The sequence below is a fragment of the Gordonia spumicola genome (assembly GCF_009932475.1).
GTDB classification, from domain to species: domain Bacteria; phylum Actinomycetota; class Actinomycetes; order Mycobacteriales; family Mycobacteriaceae; genus Gordonia; species Gordonia spumicola.
Map to the genome: position 1 here is coordinate 182,035 of NZ_BJOV01000005.1, position 17,225 is coordinate 199,259.

General features: G+C 69.1%; 13 protein-coding genes and 1 riboswitch. Of the genes, 6 read left to right on the forward strand and 7 right to left on the reverse strand.

Going from position 1 to position 17,225, the window contains the following annotated elements; genetic code table 11:
* Window positions 1-76 precede the first annotated feature (76 nt).
* Window positions 77-1,585 carry a glycerol kinase GlpK gene (glpK, locus tag GYB83_RS12165; RefSeq protein WP_161895778.1) on the reverse strand — a complete coding sequence of 503 codons (1,509 nt, stop codon included), beginning with the start codon at window positions 1,583-1,585 and terminating at the stop codon, window positions 77-79.
* A 51-nt stretch (window positions 1,586-1,636) separates the two neighbouring features.
* Here glpK and GYB83_RS12170 point away from each other — a divergent pair, with 51 nt between their 5' ends.
* Entirely contained in the window at window positions 1,637-3,379 is a 1,743-nt protein-coding gene (locus GYB83_RS12170; RefSeq protein WP_161895779.1) for a glycerol-3-phosphate dehydrogenase/oxidase, read from the forward strand.
* Between the two features lie 65 nt (window positions 3,380-3,444).
* On the opposite strand, the gene GYB83_RS12175 is transcribed toward GYB83_RS12170, so the two are convergent.
* Window positions 3,445-3,873, reverse strand: coding sequence for a pyridoxamine 5'-phosphate oxidase family protein (locus GYB83_RS12175; RefSeq protein WP_161895780.1), 429 nt, complete (start codon window positions 3,871-3,873; stop codon window positions 3,445-3,447).
* A 159-nt stretch (window positions 3,874-4,032) separates the two neighbouring features.
* On the opposite strand from GYB83_RS12175, the gene GYB83_RS12180 reads away from it, so the two are divergent.
* Window positions 4,033-5,724, forward strand: coding sequence for a vWA domain-containing protein (locus tag GYB83_RS12180; RefSeq protein WP_161895781.1), 1,692 nt, complete (start codon window positions 4,033-4,035; stop codon window positions 5,722-5,724).
* Between the two features lie 10 nt (window positions 5,725-5,734).
* Here the strand turns inward: GYB83_RS12180 and GYB83_RS12185 are convergent, their stop codons facing one another.
* Together GYB83_RS12185 and GYB83_RS12190 are read right to left on the reverse strand one after the other, a co-directional pair.
* Window positions 5,735-6,505, reverse strand: a complete 771-nt coding sequence (locus tag GYB83_RS12185; protein ID WP_161897485.1) for a DNA-formamidopyrimidine glycosylase family protein — start codon at window positions 6,503-6,505, stop codon at window positions 5,735-5,737.
* 2 nt (window positions 6,506-6,507) lie between these two features.
* Complete coding sequence (locus GYB83_RS12190) at window positions 6,508-11,124, reverse strand: ATP-dependent helicase (protein ID WP_186349840.1); 4,617 nt, start codon at window positions 11,122-11,124, stop codon at window positions 6,508-6,510.
* 78 nt (window positions 11,125-11,202) lie between these two features.
* Window positions 11,203-11,320: riboswitch (cobalamin riboswitch) on the forward strand.
* Between the two features lie 39 nt (window positions 11,321-11,359).
* On the opposite strand from GYB83_RS12190, the gene GYB83_RS12195 reads away from it, so the two are divergent.
* The 3 genes from GYB83_RS12195 to GYB83_RS12205 are packed head-to-tail and all read left to right on the forward strand — an operon-like array spanning window position 11,360 to window position 12,958.
* Entirely contained in the window at window positions 11,360-11,581 is a 222-nt protein-coding gene (locus GYB83_RS12195) for a CbtB domain-containing protein (RefSeq protein ID WP_161895783.1), read from the forward strand.
* Window positions 11,582-11,609: 28 nt separating this feature from the next.
* Window positions 11,610-12,419: a CbtA family protein gene (locus GYB83_RS12200; RefSeq protein WP_161895784.1), complete on the forward strand. Its 810-nt coding sequence runs from the start codon at window positions 11,610-11,612 to the stop codon at window positions 12,417-12,419.
* Complete coding sequence (locus GYB83_RS12205; protein ID WP_308469555.1) at window positions 12,419-12,958, forward strand: histidine phosphatase family protein; 540 nt, start codon at window positions 12,419-12,421, stop codon at window positions 12,956-12,958. The genes GYB83_RS12200 and GYB83_RS12205 overlap by 1 nt, the downstream gene beginning before the upstream one ends.
* Here GYB83_RS12205 and GYB83_RS12210 read toward each other — a convergent pair.
* The 3 genes from GYB83_RS12210 to GYB83_RS12220 form a co-directional block, all read right to left on the reverse strand.
* Complete coding sequence (locus tag GYB83_RS12210; RefSeq protein ID WP_161895785.1) at window positions 12,894-13,655, reverse strand: 8-oxoguanine DNA glycosylase OGG fold protein; 762 nt, start codon at window positions 13,653-13,655, stop codon at window positions 12,894-12,896. The two genes, GYB83_RS12205 and GYB83_RS12210, sit on opposite strands and share 65 nt — an antisense overlap.
* Before the next feature lie 165 nt (window positions 13,656-13,820).
* Window positions 13,821-14,291 (reverse strand): PASTA domain-containing protein, encoded by a 471-nt coding sequence (locus GYB83_RS12215; RefSeq protein WP_161895786.1) that lies wholly within the window; start codon window positions 14,289-14,291, stop codon window positions 13,821-13,823.
* 443 nt (window positions 14,292-14,734) lie between these two features.
* Window positions 14,735-15,979 (reverse strand): serine hydrolase domain-containing protein, encoded by a 1,245-nt coding sequence (locus GYB83_RS12220; RefSeq protein WP_161895787.1) that lies wholly within the window; start codon window positions 15,977-15,979, stop codon window positions 14,735-14,737.
* A gap of 22 nt (window positions 15,980-16,001) precedes the next feature.
* Between GYB83_RS12220 and GYB83_RS12225 the strand changes: the two genes are divergently transcribed.
* On the forward strand, window positions 16,002-17,225 hold the full coding sequence (locus GYB83_RS12225) for an acyl-CoA dehydrogenase family protein (RefSeq protein WP_161895788.1): 1,224 nt from the start codon (window positions 16,002-16,004) through the stop codon (window positions 17,223-17,225).

A 17,225-nucleotide genomic window follows, 5' to 3' on the forward strand; every position in this document is an offset into this window, starting at 1 on the left:
GTCAAGGCCCTCGACTCCGCTCGAGGGTCGGAAAGGACCGCTCGGGGGTGCCTTGAGAGGGGGTGCGAGGGTGAGGTCAGGCGAGGTCGAAGCTGTGTTCCACGGCCTTGTTCCAGCCCGCGTACAGGCGAGCGCGGTCATCGTCGGACATGGACGGCTCCCATCGGGCGCCCTCGGCCCAGTTCGCGCGGATGTCGTCGGTCGACTCCCAGTACCCGACCGCGAGACCCGCGGCGTAGGCGGCGCCGAGGGCGGTCGTCTCGTTGACGACGGGTCGGACCACGGGGACGGCGAGGATGTCGGACTGGAACTGCATCAGGAGTTCGTTCAGGACCATGCCGCCGTCGACCTTGAGGGTGTGCAGGTGGACGCCGGAGTCGGCCTCCATCGCCTCGATCACCTCGCGGGTCTGGAACGCGACGGCCTCCAGGACGGCTCGTGCGATGTGATCGCGGTTGGCGAACCGGGTGAGCCCGACGATGACACCGCGCGCATCGGCCCGCCACCGCGGTGCGAACAGTCCGGAGAACGCGGGGACGAAGTACACGCCGCCGTTGTCGTCGGCCCGGCGCGCGAGTTCCTCGACCTCGGCCGCGTTCGAGATGAGGCCGAGGTTGTCGCGGAGCCACTGGACCAGTGAGCCGGTGACGGCGATCGAGCCTTCGAGCGCGTAGCGGGCGGGTTCGCCGTCCAGGCGGTAGCAGACGGTCGTCAGCAGACCGTGGTCCGAGTAGACGGGTTCGGTACCGGTGTTGAGCAGCAGGAAGTTGCCGGTGCCGTAGGTGTTCTTCGCCTCGCCCGGTTCCAGGCAGGCCTGGCCGAACATGGCGGCCTGCTGATCGCCGAGGATGCCCGCGAGCGGAACACCGGGCAGCGCGCCCTCCTGCCGCAGGGGGGCGATCACCTCGGAGCTGCTTCGGATCTCCGGGAGCATCGACGTCGGGACGCCGATCTCCGCGCAGATCTCGTCGTCCCACTGCAGGGTGGAGAGGTTCATCAGGAGCGTTCGGGACGCGTTGGTGACGTCGGTGACGTGGAGTCCGCCGTTGGGGCCGCCGGTCATGTTCCAGGCCAGCCACGAGTCGATCGTGCCGAATGCGAGCTCACCCCGGTCCGCCCGGTCGCGGGCCCCGTCGACGTTGTCGAGGATCCACCGCACCTTCGGACCGGCGAAGTAGGCCGCCAACGGCAGCCCGGTGCGGCTCCGGTAGCGGTCGACGCCGCCGTCCTGCGCCAGCTCCTGGCAGATCGCATCGGTGCGCGTGTCCTGCCAGACGATGGCGTTGTAGACGGGCTCACCGGTCGCGCGGTCCCACACGACGGTCGTCTCCCGCTGGTTGGTGATGCCGCAGGCGACGATGTCGCCGGGCAGGAGCTCCACGGCCGCCAGCGTCGACGCCGCGACGCGCCTGGTGTTGCGCCAGATCTCCATCGGGTCGTGCTCCACCCAGCCCGCGCGCGGGAAGATCTGCTGGTGTTCGAGCTGCTCACTCGCCACGACATTGCCCGCGCGGTCGAAGACCATCGCGCGTGTGGAAGTGGTGCCCTGATCGATCGAGACGACGTACTGCCCGCGTGAACTCACGCCGTCAGTGTGCCATGTCACATACAGTTACTCTCCGGTAGGCTCTCGCTCATGGACAGCGAGTTCAACCCGGACCGGCCCGCCGATCTCAGCCCCGCGTATCGAGCCGAAGCCTGGCGACGACTCGGCGAGGAGCAGTTCGACATCGTCGTCATCGGCGGCGGAGTCGTCGGCGTCGGCGCGGCCCTCGACGCGGCCACCCGAGGGCTGCGCGTCGCACTCGTCGAAGCCCGCGACATCGCATCCGGCACGTCGAGCCGATCGTCGAAGATGTTCCACGGCGGCCTGCGATACCTGGAGCAGTTCGAGTTCGGGCTCGTCCGCGAAGCACTTCGCGAACGCGAGCTCTCGCTGCGTCTGCTCGCCCCGCACCTGGTGAAGCCGCTGCCGTTCCTCGCGCCGCTGACCAGGCGATTCTGGGAGCGTCCGTACATGGCGGCAGGGCTGTTCCTCTACGACCGGATGGGCGGAGCGAAGTCGGTCCCCGGTCAGCGTCACGTCTCACGCGCCGGTGCGCTGCGCGTGGCCCCCGGGCTCAAGCGCAGCGCCCTCATCGGCGGCATCCGCTACTACGACACCGTCGTCGACGACGCCCGGCACAGCCTGACCCTCGCCCGCACCGCGTCGAACTACGGCGCCGTGATCCGCACCTCGACCCAGGCGATCGGCTTCCTCACCGAGGCCGACCGGGTGATGGGCGTGAAGGTCCGCGACAGCGAGACCGGTGACACCACGGCGATCCGGGCACACTGCGTCATCAACGCGGCCGGAGTGTGGACCGACGAGGTGCAGGCCTTGTCCAAGCAGCGAGGACACTTCACGGTCCGCGCGTCGAAGGGCGTGCACATCGTCGTCCCGCGCGACCGCATCGTCAGTGAGACCGCGATCATCCTGCGCACGGCCAGCTCGGTGCTGTTCGTCATCCCGTGGGAGACGCACTGGATCATCGGCACCACCGACACCGACTGGAATCTCGACCTCGCGCACCCCGCGGCCACCCGCAAAGACATCGACTACATCCTCGACCGCGTCAACACCGAACTCGTCACCAAGCTGACCCACGACGACATCGAGGGCGTCTACGCCGGACTGCGCCCGCTGCTCGCGGGCGAGGACGAGGGCACGTCGACGCTGTCGCGCGAGCACGCTGTCGCCGTCGTCGCCCCCGGGCTGGTCTCCATCGCGGGCGGCAAGTACACCACCTACCGGGTGATGGGCGCCGACGCCGTCGACGCGTGCACCGACTACCTGCCGTCGCGCGTCGCGTCGTCGATCACCGAACGCGTCCCGCTGATGGGCGCCGACGGCTACTTCGCGCTGATCAACCAGTGCGAGTCGCTCGGTCAACGGTTCGAGCTGCATCCGTACCGCATCAGGCGACTGCTCAACCGGTACGGTTCGATGCTCGACGACGTCCTCCACGACGCCGACGTCGACCCGTCGCTGCTCCGGCCGCTGGAGGCCGCACCGCAGTACCTGCGGGCCGAGGTCGTCTACGCGGTGGCGGCCGAGGGCGCCCTGCATCTGGAGGACGTCCTCGCTCGTCGGACGCGGATCGCGATCGAGTACAGCCATCGAGGCGTCGACTGCGCCAGGGAGGTGGCCGACCTCATCGCCCCGATCCTCGGCTGGGACGAGGCGACCACCACCTGGGAGGTCGAGAACTACATCGCGCGCGTCGAGGCCGAGATCGCGTCGCAGCGCCAGCCCGACGATGCGTCCGCCGACGCCCTCCGGGCCGCCGCACCCGAGGCCCGGCGCGAGATCCTCGAGCCGGTCCCGGTCCCGGACTGACACGGCTCACAACGTTGGTGACGTTGTCCGGAGGAGGACCGGACAACGTCACCAACGTTCCGCGCTCAGGAGACGATTCGCTCGGGCTCGGGCCCGATGGCGAACCGTCGACCGCTGATCCGGTCGACAGTGATCTCGACGTACTGGGTTTTCAGGGTCGGGATCCACGGCTGCAGCGGCGCCTGATCGGCGCGCAGGATCTCGTCGGTTCCGACGAGCACACGGGCACGACCCTTGGCGATCACGCTCCAGCCGACACGGCTGGTGAACGCGTCGGTCTCGAACACCACGCGCTCGTTCACCGCGAGTGACGACAGCTTCGTGCCCTCCGCGGTCCGCAGGAGGATCGTGCGGGCCGAGGCGTCGACGTGCACGTTCACCGGGAAGATGTCGGGGTCGTCGTGCACCGACACCCCGAGACGACCGAACACGCAGCCGTCCAGGAGCCTCCATGCGTCGTCTGTCGTCATCACTGCCACGTCGTCGGTGCTCATGACTTCATTGTCGGACCGGACGGTCCGTCCGACGAGGGACCTTGGTCGCCTCCGCGCCGGGTCGATCGGCGGAGCGTCGTCGACTCGCGCATGAACCGAATACATGATTTCCGGCCGGAATCGGCGTGCGCGTGTGCGGGCCGTCCTACGGTCGAGCCCGTGAAGCCGATATCTGTCGCAGCCGTCCTCGTGGTGTGCCTGATGGTCGCCGGATGCTCGACGGGCACCCGGGACGGAACGGCGGTGAAGGCGGGCGAGACGTCGACAGCGGGACCGCGTCCGGTGCCGACGGTCGTCGTCCTCGACGCATCCGACTCGATGAACACCGCAGACGCACCCGGTCCACGGATCGACGCCGCCCGGAGTGCTGTGCAGACCCTCGCCGGGTCGCTGCCCTCGGGAACGCGATTCGGCGTCGTCGCCTTCGGGTCGCAGATGGATGCGAGGTCGACCAAGCGGGCCCGCGGATGCACCGATGTCACCACGCCCGTACCGCTGGCACCGTTGGACGGGGCCGCGCTGACCACGGCCCTGAACGGTCTGCACGCGCGGGGCTTCACGCCGATCGCGAACGCCCTGCGTTCGGCGGCCGATCAGATCCCGCGAGGCTCGGCGGCATCGATCGTCCTCGTGTCGGATGGACGGTCCACCTGTGCGCCCGACCCCTGCGACACCGCCCGCGACATCCACACCGACCGACCTGACCTGCTGATCAGCGCCGTCGGATTCCGCACGGACCATCCGTCGCTGCAGTGCATCGCCGACGCGGGCGGCGGGGCGTTCGTCACCGCGGACAACGCGGCACAGCTCAACGCACGACTGTCCGCGGTGCAGAATTCGCGCGACGCGGCGACCAGGCTGTCGACCACGTCGCGCGACGGCATCGAGATCGGTGCGACGCTGGCCGACGTCCGCAGCGGTCACGCCGACTTCCCGAGCCAAGGTCGTCGAGACGGCGACCGCACCGTGTACGTCTGGAAGGACTGCGAGTACGTCTTCGACGCCGCGGGAAAGCTCATCGAGATCGCTCCCGGCAGCCCGCCTGGCAGCGCGGGCGTCACCATCGACGGTGTCGCCGCGGGAACTCCGGGCTCGCGCGCGGTGGAACTGTACGGCGAACCCCGGTCCGACGAGGGCGGTGTGGCCGTGTTCGTCGCCGACGAGAAGGCCGGAACGGGCTACCGCATCGGCTACGGCGGCGGATCGGGAAAGGTGGCGGACGGGACCGTGACCACCGTCGTCCTGTGCGGATGCCTGCCGGGCGCCACCGCCGGAACCGACGAGTCGACCGGCGACACGGAAGTCGTGAAACTCATCGCGGTGAACAAGCGGGGAGAAGCGATCAACGGGTTCCGGCGTCACCCGTACCTCGTGGGTTCGTTCATCGGCAACGGCTGGTGCGAGGTCGGTGCAGGCGCGCTCACCAAAGGTGTGTACCGATGCGGGACCTCGAACGCAGACAGTTGGGCCGCATGTTGGGTTGCGGACAAGACGATAGTCCTCTGCTCCAAGGACCCGAACGATCCCGTGCTCAGCCCGTTTTCGGTCTCGCAGGACATGATCGCGACACCCGCACCCACTCAGAACCCGGGGCCGTGGAAGGTCACGCTCGCCAGCGGTGCCGAATGCACGGTGCGGAGCGGCGGATCCTGGCCGGTGCCGCCCGAGGGCTACAGCTGGACGCACTCCTGCACGAAGGGATCGGTGAACTCCTTCCTCGTCAGACGCGACGACGATGGTCTGATGTTCGACAAGTCGGGCGGCACCTGGAAGGCGTTGGAGACCGACGGGACGTCGATGCCGACGCTGACTCCGGTGAAGAAGGTCGTCTACACCGCCGCCGAGCAGTGAGTCGAGCCGGTCAGGGCTGACAGGTGGGGCAGGTGTACGTGGCGCGGCTGTCGAGATCGGATCGGACGATGGCGGTGCCGCACCGGCGGCAGGGGCGACGGTCGCGGCCGTACACCCACAGTTCCTTGCCCTTGACCATGACTCCGGTGGTGCACCGGACGGGGCGTGCGCGATTGGCCCACAGCAGAGTCCGGCACGTGTCGACCACGGCGGGGAGGTCGACGTCGCCGGTCCGCGTCGTCGGCGAGATCCGCCGGAGAAAGCACACCTCGCTCCGGTAGATGTTGCCGACGCCTGCCAACAGCCGCTGGTCCAGGAGTGCCACGCCGATCGGGACGTCCGGGTGCGCGGCGAGATTCGACACCGCCGCGGCGGGGTCCCAGTCGTCGCCGAGCAGATCCGGACCGAGGTGGGCGACGGCGGTCGACGGGTCGTCGAGCACTTCGAGTGTCCCGAGGTCGAAGCCGACGGCTTCGGTGTCGCCCGCGTGCAGCACCACCCGTGCCGCGTGTCCGGGACGTCGCCATGCGGTCCCCGTGCGATAGACGTCCCACGTCCCCTCCATCTTGAGATGGGAGTGGATCGACACGGGCGTCCCCGAAGGTCGTTCGACGTCGATGAACAGGTGTTTTCCGACCGATCGCACGGCCGTCACACGTCCGCCGGACAGGTCGGTGAGCGCCCATCGCGGTACCCGGAAATCGGTGCGGGTGAGTGTCGCACCAGTCAGCACCGTGCCGAGTCGGCGCGCTAGAGCGAAAACGGTGTCGCCTTCGGGCACTGTCATCCCATCCTTGGGTCGTAGTTCATCCGCAGTCCGCGCGGCGTCGACGCGAATCCCGCGTCGGCCAGTCCCACCCCGAAGGTCGTCGCCATGACGGGCTGCTGGTCCACCTGGTCGATGTGGATACGCGGCACCCGGCCCGCGCGGACCGCCTCCGCCACCGCGACGGCCGCCGAGTGCAACGCTTCGGCGTCGTCGGTGAACGTCAACACCGTCTTGCCGCCGCGTTCGACGAACGCCGTCAAGGCTCCGGACACGAGCACGACAACCGCGCCGGCCTTGCGGCCGGGCCGGTGGCCGTCGGGAGTCGACGGCCAGTCGAGCGCCGCGCCGTACGGGTTCGCCGGGTCGGTCGCGGCGAGCAGAACCGCCTCCGACTGCCGGTCACGAGGCACCCGGATCGCGTCGCGGAGACGGTCGACCGTCGAGCCCGCCGCGAACTGCGCCCCGCCGAGACCGTCGACGTAGTACCCGCGGCGTACCTGACCGCCGTCCTCGAACACGGTGAGAGCCTTGTAGACGCGCGAGAACCCGCCGTCGACGTCGCTGATCGTCACCGACCCCTTGGTGACGACGCCGTACCTGTCGAGCAGGATCTCGCAGGTGGCGGCGGCCTCGGCGGTCGGGTCGACGACGGGGCGTCGCAGGGCCGACCACCGCCCGCCGAGCAGTGGCGACGTGCGGGTTCCGGCGTCGACGCCGGCGAGGTACCGCGACGACAGCCGTGCCGACCGCAGACGCGGCACCCGCCCGCGCGTGCGATGGGCGGGGGCCGACGACGACCGGGACGGGCTCAGCGCGGCCCGGATCACGGTGAACGAGTCGTTGGTGACGCGTCCGGACCACACGAGTTCCCACAGCGCGGCGGTGACCGTCGGCTCGTCCGCGCCCGTCGCCTCCAGGAGCGCGGCGGCACGCAGGGCTCCGCCGTCGAGCGCGTCGAGGAGCGCGTCGTGGAGGGCCGTGGTCTCGAGATCGTCGGGCGCGCGCAGCGTGAGCGGCGCGGCGTCGGCGAGATGCAACGCCACCCATCCGTCGCTGCCGCCGATCGCTCCGTGCCCCGACCAGCAGACCTCACCCGACGAGAGGAGTTCGTCGAGCATCGCCGGCGTGTAGTCCGACACCCTGGCCGGGAGGACGAGCGTCTCCCATGCGGACGCCGGAATCGGGTGACCGGCGAGCTGTTCGATCACCTCGGCGACACCGGCCGTCCCGTGCAGCCGGGACGGCCCGGACAGATGCTGCCATTCCAGCAGGAAACGGGCGTAGACCTGCGGCGACACCGGTTCGACGTCGGCTCGGCCCGCGGCGAGTGAACCGCGCCGAAGCTGGCCGAGGACGTCGGCGTGACACCACTGCGACCGGTGCGGTCCGTCGGACTGGAGGAATTCGCCCTCGATGACGAGTCGGCGCGACGCCAGCGCCTCGAGGGCCGTGTCGACGACGGCGGGCGCCATGCCGAGCGCGTCGACGACGGCGTCCGCGGTGAACGGACCGTGGGTGCGCGCGAAGCGGTGGACCAGATCGCCGATCGGGTCGGGGACGCCCACGAGGTGATCGGCGGGCACGCCGAGCGGCAGCGGGACGCCGAGGCCGTCGCGTAGTCGGGCGGCGTCGTCGACGATCGCGACCAGATCGCGGCCGCGGTGCCGGATCTCGATGGCCCGACCCGAGTCGAGGAGCGACCGCACGGCCGACGCCGGGTCGACATCGTCCGTGCAGCGTCGGGCGATCTGGTCGGCGGTGAGCGGGCCGAGCCAACGGAGGAGGTCGCCGACGTCCTCGGTGTCCCGGGCTCGGCGCTCGGGGGCGGTTCGCTGCAGCCGTGCGACGACGTCGGCGATCACTCCGGGATCGAGCAGCTCTCGCAGGTCGACGCGGCCGAGCAGTTGGGCGAGCAGCGCCGTGTCCAGCGACAACGCGGTGGCCCGACGTTCGGCGAGCGGTGCGTCGTCGTCGTACATGAAGGCACCGACGTAGCCGAGAAGCATCGACGCCGCGAACGGCGACGGCGATGCGGTCTCGACTTCGGCCACCCTGACCTTGCGCGATGCGATGCGCGACAGCAGGTCGATCAGCGCGGGCAGGTCGTAGACGTCGGACAGGCATTCGCGGACGGTCTCGAGGATGATCGGGAAGTCGGGGAACTGCGATGCGACCGACAGCAGTTGCGCGCTGCGTTGCCGCTGCTGCCACAGGGGCGCCCGCCTGCCCGGATCGCGACGCGGCAGGAGCAGCGCCCTCGCCGCGCATTCGCGGAATCGGGACGCGAACATCGACGACTCCGCGAGAGCCCTCGTGACCAGGTCTTCGACGGCGTCCGGGTCGACGGTGAACACCTCGGCGCCGGGTGGGGCGTCGTCGGTGTCGGGGAGTCGGACGATGATCCCGTCGTCGGTCGCGGTGGTCGCGCCGTCGAGTCCGAGACGCGTGGACAGTTGGGATGCGATCGCCGACGCCCACGGGGCGTGGACCCGCAGACCGTACGGGGAGTGCAGGACGAGTCGCCAATCGCCGAGTTCGTCGCGGAACCGTTCGACGATCAGCGTCCGGTCGGTCGGGAGGGCTCCGGTCGCCTCGCGTTGCTCGGCGAGCAGCGCCGACAGATTGGCCCGGGCGCGTTCGGACAGCCCGAGGCGCTCGGCCTGCGCGGCGAGCCGTTCGTCGGACGCCTGGCCGACGAATCTGCCGATCGCCTCGCCGAGTTCGGCCGGCCTGCCCTGGGCGTCGCCGATCCAGAACGGGAGACGTCCGGGCTGTCCGAAGGCGGGGGAGACGAGCACGCGGTCGTGGGTGATCTCCTCGATCCGCCAACTCGACGCGCCGAGCGCGAAGACGTCGCCGACCCGCGACTCGTAGACCATCTCCTCGTCGAGTTCGCCGACTCGGCGGAGCTGTCCCCTCGACTGTGCCCCTCGACTGCGCTCGGGAACCGCTCGGGGATCAGAGGACGCGGCTCCGGGATCCGGGGATGACGAGCCGGCCAGGAACACCCCGAACAGACCGCGGTCGGGGATGGTCCCGCCCGACGTGACGGCCAGTCGGAGGGTGCCGCGCCGCGCGGTCAGGACGCCCGTCGAGCGGTCGTAGTCGACGCGCGGGCGCAGTTCGGCGAACTCGTCGGACGGGTAGCGGCCGGAGATCAGGTCGAGGACCGCGTCGTACACGTCGCGCGTGAGGCTCTTGTACGGCATCGCGCGGCGGACGGTGTCGAACCAGTCGTCGACGTCCACGTCGTGCGCGGCGGCCGCGGCGATCGTCTGTTGCGCCAGGATGTCGAGGGGATTGGCGGGCACCGACAGCGATTCGATCTTCCCCTGGACCATCCGGTCGACGGTGACGGTGCAGTGGATCAGGTCGGTCCGGTGCTTCGGGTAGAGCACGCCATTGCTGATCTCGCCGACCTGATGCCCGGCGCGGCCGATCCGCTGCAGCCCGGAGGCGACCGACGGCGGGGCCTCCACCTGGATCACCAGGTCGACCGCACCCATGTCGATGCCGAGTTCGAGTGAGCTCGTGGCGACCACGCACCGGAGTCGGCCCGATTTCAGGTCGTCCTCGATCGATGCGCGTTGGTCCTTGCTGACCGATCCGTGGTGCGCACGTGCCAGGACGTGCGCGGCGCCGCCCGCGGTCCCCGACGTCGACACCATCGACGGCATGCCGCCGGGGACCTGTGGGTTCATCATGTCGAGGTCGACCGCGTCGCCCGCGCGGGCGGCCGCGATCTCGTTGAGCCTGGCGGTCAGGCGTTCGGCCAACCGGCGGGAGTTGGCGAAGACGATCGTCGACCGGTTGGCCTCGATCTCGTCGACGATCGACTCCTCGATGAACGGCCACAGCGATCCGGCGGTCGGGGAGAAGGCGTCGTCGAGTCCGTCGAGGTCGGCCGACGGCGGAGCCGGGATGTTCGTCATGTCGTCGACGGGGACGTCCACGCGCAGGTCGAACGTCTTCGCCGCTCGGGGTTTGACGACCGTGCACGACGCCGAACCCGACAGGAACTCGGCGACCCGTTCCTCCGGCCGGACCGTGGCCGACAGGCCGATCCGCTGGGCCCGTTCGTCGAGGAGGTCGTCCAATCGTTCCAGCGACAGGGCGAGGTGGGTGCCGCGTTTGGTGGACGCGACGGCGTGCACCTCGTCGACGATCACCGTGTGGACCGAGGTCAGGGTCTCGCGGGCCGACGACGTCAACATCAGGTACAGCGACTCCGGTGTGGTGATCAGGATGTCCGGAGGCGTCTTCGCGAGCGCACGGCGATCGGCCGCGGACGTGTCGCCCGACCGCACGCCGACCGTCACGCGCGGCGGTTCGAGACCCATCCGAGCGGCGGTGTGCGCGATGCCGGTGAGCGGTGCGGCGAGGTTCCGCTCGACGTCGACGCCGAGCGCCTTCAACGGCGAGATGTAGAGGACGCTGACGCCCGTGCGGGTGCCCGTGTGCTGCGTCAGAGTGTCGATCGCCCACAGGAACGCGGCGAGGGTCTTACCCGATCCGGTGGGGGCGACGACCAGCGTGTCGTCGCCCTTCGAGATGGAGTCCCACGCGCCGAGCTGCACGGGGGTGGGCGCGGCGAAGGCTCCGGTGAACCATTCGCGGGTCGCCGGCTGCATGCGTCGAAGTACCGCTGCGGGTGTGGGCACGCCTCCATTGAATCCCATGCCCCCGACACATCCGTTCGTGACGGCGGGGTACGCTGCGCAGATCCCGGTGCGGGAATTCGGTGAGAGTCCGAAGCGGTCGCGCCACTGTGAGCCGATTCCCGACGGGAGCGGCGAGCCAGACATCGTCCCGGGTGTGCATATTCACTGACCGGACGCACGATCCGGAGACAGGACATGGACCCTCATGACCGCATCATCAGCAGCCGCGGCGCCGCGCGCACTCGCGCTGCCCGACGTCTCGGCGGCGTCGACCGCACTCTTCCTCACCGCCACGGTTCTCCTCGCGGCCCTCGCGTACTACTTCCTCGGCTACGACCAGGGCGCGGTGTCGCTCTTCGGGGACGACACGCACATCCACGAGTTCGTCCACGACGGGCGACACTTCCTCGGCTTCCCCTGCCACTGATCGCATCGAGCAGGGAGAACAAGAGAACATGGAACGCAAATTCGTCGGCGCAGGCCTGCTCAGCGGCCTGATCGCCGGAATCGTCAGCTTCGTCTTCGCGCGGGTCTTCATCGAACCGCTGGTGGCGAAGGCGATCGACTACGAGGACGTCCGGTCGGACGCGGAGGCCGAACTGGCAGGCTCCGGTCACGAGCACGGTGCCGAGATCTTCAGCCGCTCGATTCAAGAGAACGTGGGCGCCGGCGTCGGCGTCGTCGTGTTCGCATTGGCGATCGGTGCGCTGTTCGCCGTCGTCTTCACGGTGGCCTGGGCCTTCGTTGGGCGGCGGTGGCCCGAGTCGGACCCGAGAACCCTCGCCGCGACGCTCGCTGGAGTGTCCTTCGTCGCGGTCGTCGGTGTGCCTTTCTTCGTCTACCCGCCGAATCCGCCCGCCGTCGGCGAGGAGGACACGATCGGTGCACGGTCGGGGGCCTACCTCACGTTGACGCTGGTGTCGTTTGCGCTCGCGATCGGCGCCGTGATCCTGGCGTTCTGGTTGCGGCCGCGGATCGGTGGACTGTTCGGCGGCGTCGCCGCCGCCGTCGGCTATCTGGCGGCCGTGACTGTCACGGCCGCGCTGCTTCCGGAGTTCAAGGAGATCCCGGGGCCGGTGACGGACGGCGACAGGATCGTCGCACCCGGCTTCCCCGGCCAGGTGGTGGCCGATTTCCGCGTGTACGCGATCGCCAATCAGGTGCTGTTGTGGACGGTCTTCACCGTCGGGTTCGTCGCCCTCATCGGGGTGATGATGCGTCGTACCGCCACGGCGTCGCGACGGCTCGAGTCCGTCGGGGCCTGATGGTGCTGATCGTCGTCGCGGGCCGGACCGCTCCCAATCGAGCGGTCCGGTTCGGCGGCGAGGTCGCATGTCTCGACGAGCGGGGACGGCGCGATGTCGCGGCGCTCGTCGTACCCGACCACGGTTCGACACGGATGGGTCCGGCACGGATCGGCCCGGAGACGTCGGTGCGCGAGACCGCCGCACTCCTCGGGATCGAAGGACTCGTCGACCCGGCGCTGGAATCCCTCGACGTCGGGCGCTGGCGGGGCCTGACACCCGAGGAGGTGCCGCAGGCCGAACTCGCCGAGTGGTTCGCCGACCCCGCCTCGTGTCCGCATGGCGGGGAGTCGGTCGTGGAGTTCGTCGACCGGATCGTCGCCTCTGCACCGGAGGCCGACGGCGTCGTCGTCGTGGCGTCGCCCGTGGCGCAGGCGCTGATCGCGGGCACCGCGAGCGGGTTCTTCGCGGTGGACGTCGTTCCGGCGAGCGTGGTCACCACAGCGTCAGCGCGTCTTGGTGGGCCGATATGTCCAGGCGTCGCTGCCAGTCGCGATTGAGCCACAGTTCGACGATCTCGGCCCTGGTGCCCGCCTGTCCCGCCCAGCGGTGCAGGAGATTCGAGTAGCGCGCGTAGGTGCGAACCGAGAACTGTGACGCGCCCGCGCCCACCAGCCAGCCGTATCGCACGAGGCTGGCCGCGGAGAACGTGTCGAGCAGCTGCGGACGGTCGGGTGCGCTCCCGTGGACAGCCCACCCGTACAGCGACATCAGCGAGTGTCCGACGCCCGGCGCGTCCGGCCATCCGGACCAGTTCCGGAATGCCCCCGTGTCGACGAGGGTCGGCATGGCCTCACAGGCGTCGAGCGCCTTCGCGATCGCGTCGAACGGGTGCGCGGTGTCGTGCGGGTCGCGGACATCGGGGAATCTGCGGAGACCCCCACGCCCGGAGTGCGACCGCAGCCACGCCGCGCACAGATACAGCCGGTTGAGCCCGGGAGCGGGTCCGAGATCGAGGCGAGTGCTCGACGCCTCGAGATCGCCGCGTCGGATGTGGCCGATGCCCGACTCGATCTGCCGACCGTCCGCGTCGGTCGCGTAGACCCGTGCCGGGATGCGCCGCGCCGCGAGCCGATGATTCCATCGATCCAGATCGACTTCGGCGTAGTCGTCCAGGACCGTTTCCGCATACGGCTGGTGATGCGCCCACAGGACGCAGTCCTTCGGCACCACCAGCGCTTCGTCTCCCCGATTCATGAGCGCAGCATCGCACGTACGTACGACAATTCCGGGTTCTCGTGCGTTGTCGGGTGATTGAACGACATGTCAGAAACTGTCGGAGGCTCAAGATCTCCTTCGGGCCTGAGGCCCAGCGGGGAGGGGCGCCTGGTGAGCGCGCCCCTCAGTTCCCGAGGACGTTGGCTAGTTCGTCTTGACGACGGACAGGACGATAGTCGAGTCGGAGTCGATCGTTTCTCCGGCACCGGGTTCCACCGCGGTGACGCGCCAGTTGGTGAGCAGCACGGGCACGGACGCCGCGGGGTCAACCGATGAGGTTCGGACGTTGGTGAATCCGAGGTCGCTGAGCTTGTCGATGGCGATCTGCGCATTCTTGCCTTCGAGGTCGCCAGGGATCTGCAGCTTCTTCGTCGGCGCTGACGTCGGTGTCGACACCGTCGCGACTGTGGCTGATGTGGTGGCTGGCTCGGTCACTGTGGTCACCGACGGTGATGCAGCTGTGGTGGTGTCGTCTGTCTTCTTGTCGCCGCCTCCAGCGATTGCTGCAACGACGACGACGGCCGCGACGCCACCGCCGATGTACCACCATTTTTTGCTCTTCTTCGGCGGTTCGGGCTTGTACGGTTCGGGCTGGTGGGAGGGCGGGAGTGTCACGTGGTGTCCTTTGGGTAGTCGGGGTGTGCGGTTCTGAAGGTAACTGTCGGGTACGACGATTCTGACAAATCGGGGTGCCCATCACCTGTTTGAGGGACGTTCACCTAGATGGTTGATCCTGGCGACAACCTGGTTCTTGTCGTGTTTCCTCTGGTCAAGCGCTGGGCGGAGTGCTGTGAGACCGCCTTCGTGGTGGTCGCGCGGTTGCGGAGCCTGTGCCGAGCGGAGTCGAGGTGCGTTAGCGAAGCGGCCTCTGAAACCTCCGTCGCCTTTGTCGGAACCGATTGCGCACTCAACAGGTCGTCTTGTCGGACTACCTGCCCGGGTGACGGTGGTTTCGACAAGGACCTCCGCTAACGCTCCGGCCCAGCTCAACCGCCATGCTTAGCGTTTCCGGTCATTGAGTAGCAGCCCGGTGGATCATTGGCGGCGTCGTACTCGGATCACGGAGCGAACGACGCCGCGATCGTGTCGATGAGCGCGCGGTAGCGCCCGTCGGCGTCGCCGAGGGGTTTGCCGCTGCTGATGACGGCGACGGCGAGGTCGCGCGCGGGATCGGCCCACATGGCGATCTGGGTGAGCCCGGTGTGGCCGAACGCGTGCGGTGCACGACGGCCGAACGGCCCGAAGTAGTTGGATCCCAACATGAATCCGGTGCCCCAACGCAGTGGACTGCCGGAGGTGGCGACGTCGGGGCGCAGTACTCGGCGTTGGCGACGGGCACGGCGCAGCGTCTCGGGGCGGACGACGCCCTCGCCGCCCCGCAGCAGCATCTCGGCGAAGCGCGAGAGTTCGCGGGCCGTCGACACGCCGCTCGACGACGGGACGGCGCTCGTCAGGAACTCGGCGGTGTTGGACGCGGCGATCGTGTCGGCGAGGCTCCGACCCGTCGACAGCCCGAATGCGAGGTCGATCGGCGCCGCGACGGGCGGCCCGGTCACGTGGCTGTGCGCCACATCGATCAACTGGTCGGGGTTGACGCCGAAGTTGGTCCACGTGAGGCCGAGCGGCCCGGTGATCTCGTCGGCCACGTACTCGCGGATCGGCCGGCCGGACGCGGTCTCGACGATCTCGCGCACCAGCGGTCCCCAGGTGAGCGCGTGGTACACGTGCATCAGTCCCGGCGGGTGCACGGCCCACAGCCTGGACAGGGCGGCGCGGACGTGTTCGCGGTCGTCGGCGCGGGCCGGGTCGTCGAGCCCGGCGACGGCGAACGGCACACCGGCCCGGTGGGTCAGCACGTGATCGACCGTCGTCGACGACTTGCCTCGCGTGCCGTAGCCGGGGATGAGGTCGGCGATGCGGTCGTCGAGACGGAGCCTCCCGTGATCGATGAGCCGCCAGACGGCGACCGCTGCGATCACCTTGGACGCCGAGTACAGGCAGAACGGCGTGTCGCCGGTGACTCCGTCGACCGGCGTGCGCCCGTATCCGATCGCTCGGTCGACGACGATCCGTCCGCGATGCCGAGCACACACCTGCACGGCGGGCTGAGTGCCGCCCGAGTACCAGTGACGGGCCGCGTCCCAGACTCGTGTCGCCGCGGCCCGGTCGACGGGCTCCTCGTCGTCGCCGATCCACGTGCGGGCGGCGAGCGCGTCGGCGTCGAGTGAATCGGGCAGGTGAATCCGGCCGCGGGGTGTGGACGTCCGGCCCCGGGCGCTAGGGTCATTGTCGAAGTAGAACACGTTTCAATTCCTTGGAGGTTCCATGTTCGAGTGGTCTGACGAAGACCGGATGGTGCAGGACGCCGTCCGCGGGTTCATCGACAAAGAGGTTCGGCCTCACGTCGAGGAACTCGAGAGCGGGACGCTCCCGCCGTACGACATCATCCGCAAGCTCCTGTCGACTTTCGGCATGGATTCGATGAACGCCGAGAATCTGGAGAAAGAACTCGCGGCGCAGGAGGCGGGCGAGGTCGCCAAGGGCGGCGGAGGGTCCACGTCGCTCGCGAACTCGATGTTCCTCATCCTCAACATGGAGATGGCAGGCGTCTCGCTCGGCACCATCGCCTCGATGGGCGTCTCCCTCGGGCTCACGGTGTCGACCATCCGCAGCCGCGGCACGCTCGCGCAGAAGAAGCGCTGGCTGCCCGACCTGGTCACCATGAAGAAGGTCGGCGCGTGGGCGATCACCGAGCCCGACAGCGGCTCCGACGCCCTCGGCGGAATGAAGACCACCGTGCGGCGCGACGGCGACGACTACATCCTCAAGGGCAACAAGACCTTCATCACCAACGGTCCGTACGCCGACACGATCGTCGTCTTCGCCAAGCTGGACGAGGGCGACGGCACGCCGATGCGCGAACGCAAGGTCTTGACGTTCGTGCTCGACGCCGGAATGGAGGGTCTGACGCTCGGCAAGCCGTTCAAGAAGATGGGCATGATGAGTTCGCCGACGGGCGAGCTGTTCTTCGACGACGTGCGCGTCTCGCGCGACCGTTTGCTGGGAGAGACCGAGGACACCGGCGACCGCACCGGCGGGGCCAACGCCAAGGCCGGGTTCACCGCGGAGCGCATCGGCATCGCCGCGCTGTCGCTCGGCATCATCAACGAGGCGCAGCGGCTGTCCCTGGACTACGCGAAGACGCGCACCCTGTGGGGCCAGGAGATCTCCAAGTTCCAGCTGATCCAGTTGAAGCTCGCCGAGATGGAGATCGCACGGCTGAACGTTCAGAACATGCTCTTCGTGGCGATCGAGGCGGCGCAGGCGGGCAAGCCCCCGACGCTCGCTCAGGCGTCCGCGATGAAGCTGTACTCGTCGCGGGCGGCGACGGAAGTCGCCATGGAAGCCGTTCAGCTGTTCGGAGGAAACGGATACATGGCGGAGTACCGGGTCGAGCAGCTCGCCCGGGACGCGAAGTCCCTGATGATCTATGCCGGATCGAACGAGATCCAGGTGACGCACGTTGCGAAGGGTTTGCTGCAAGGTTGA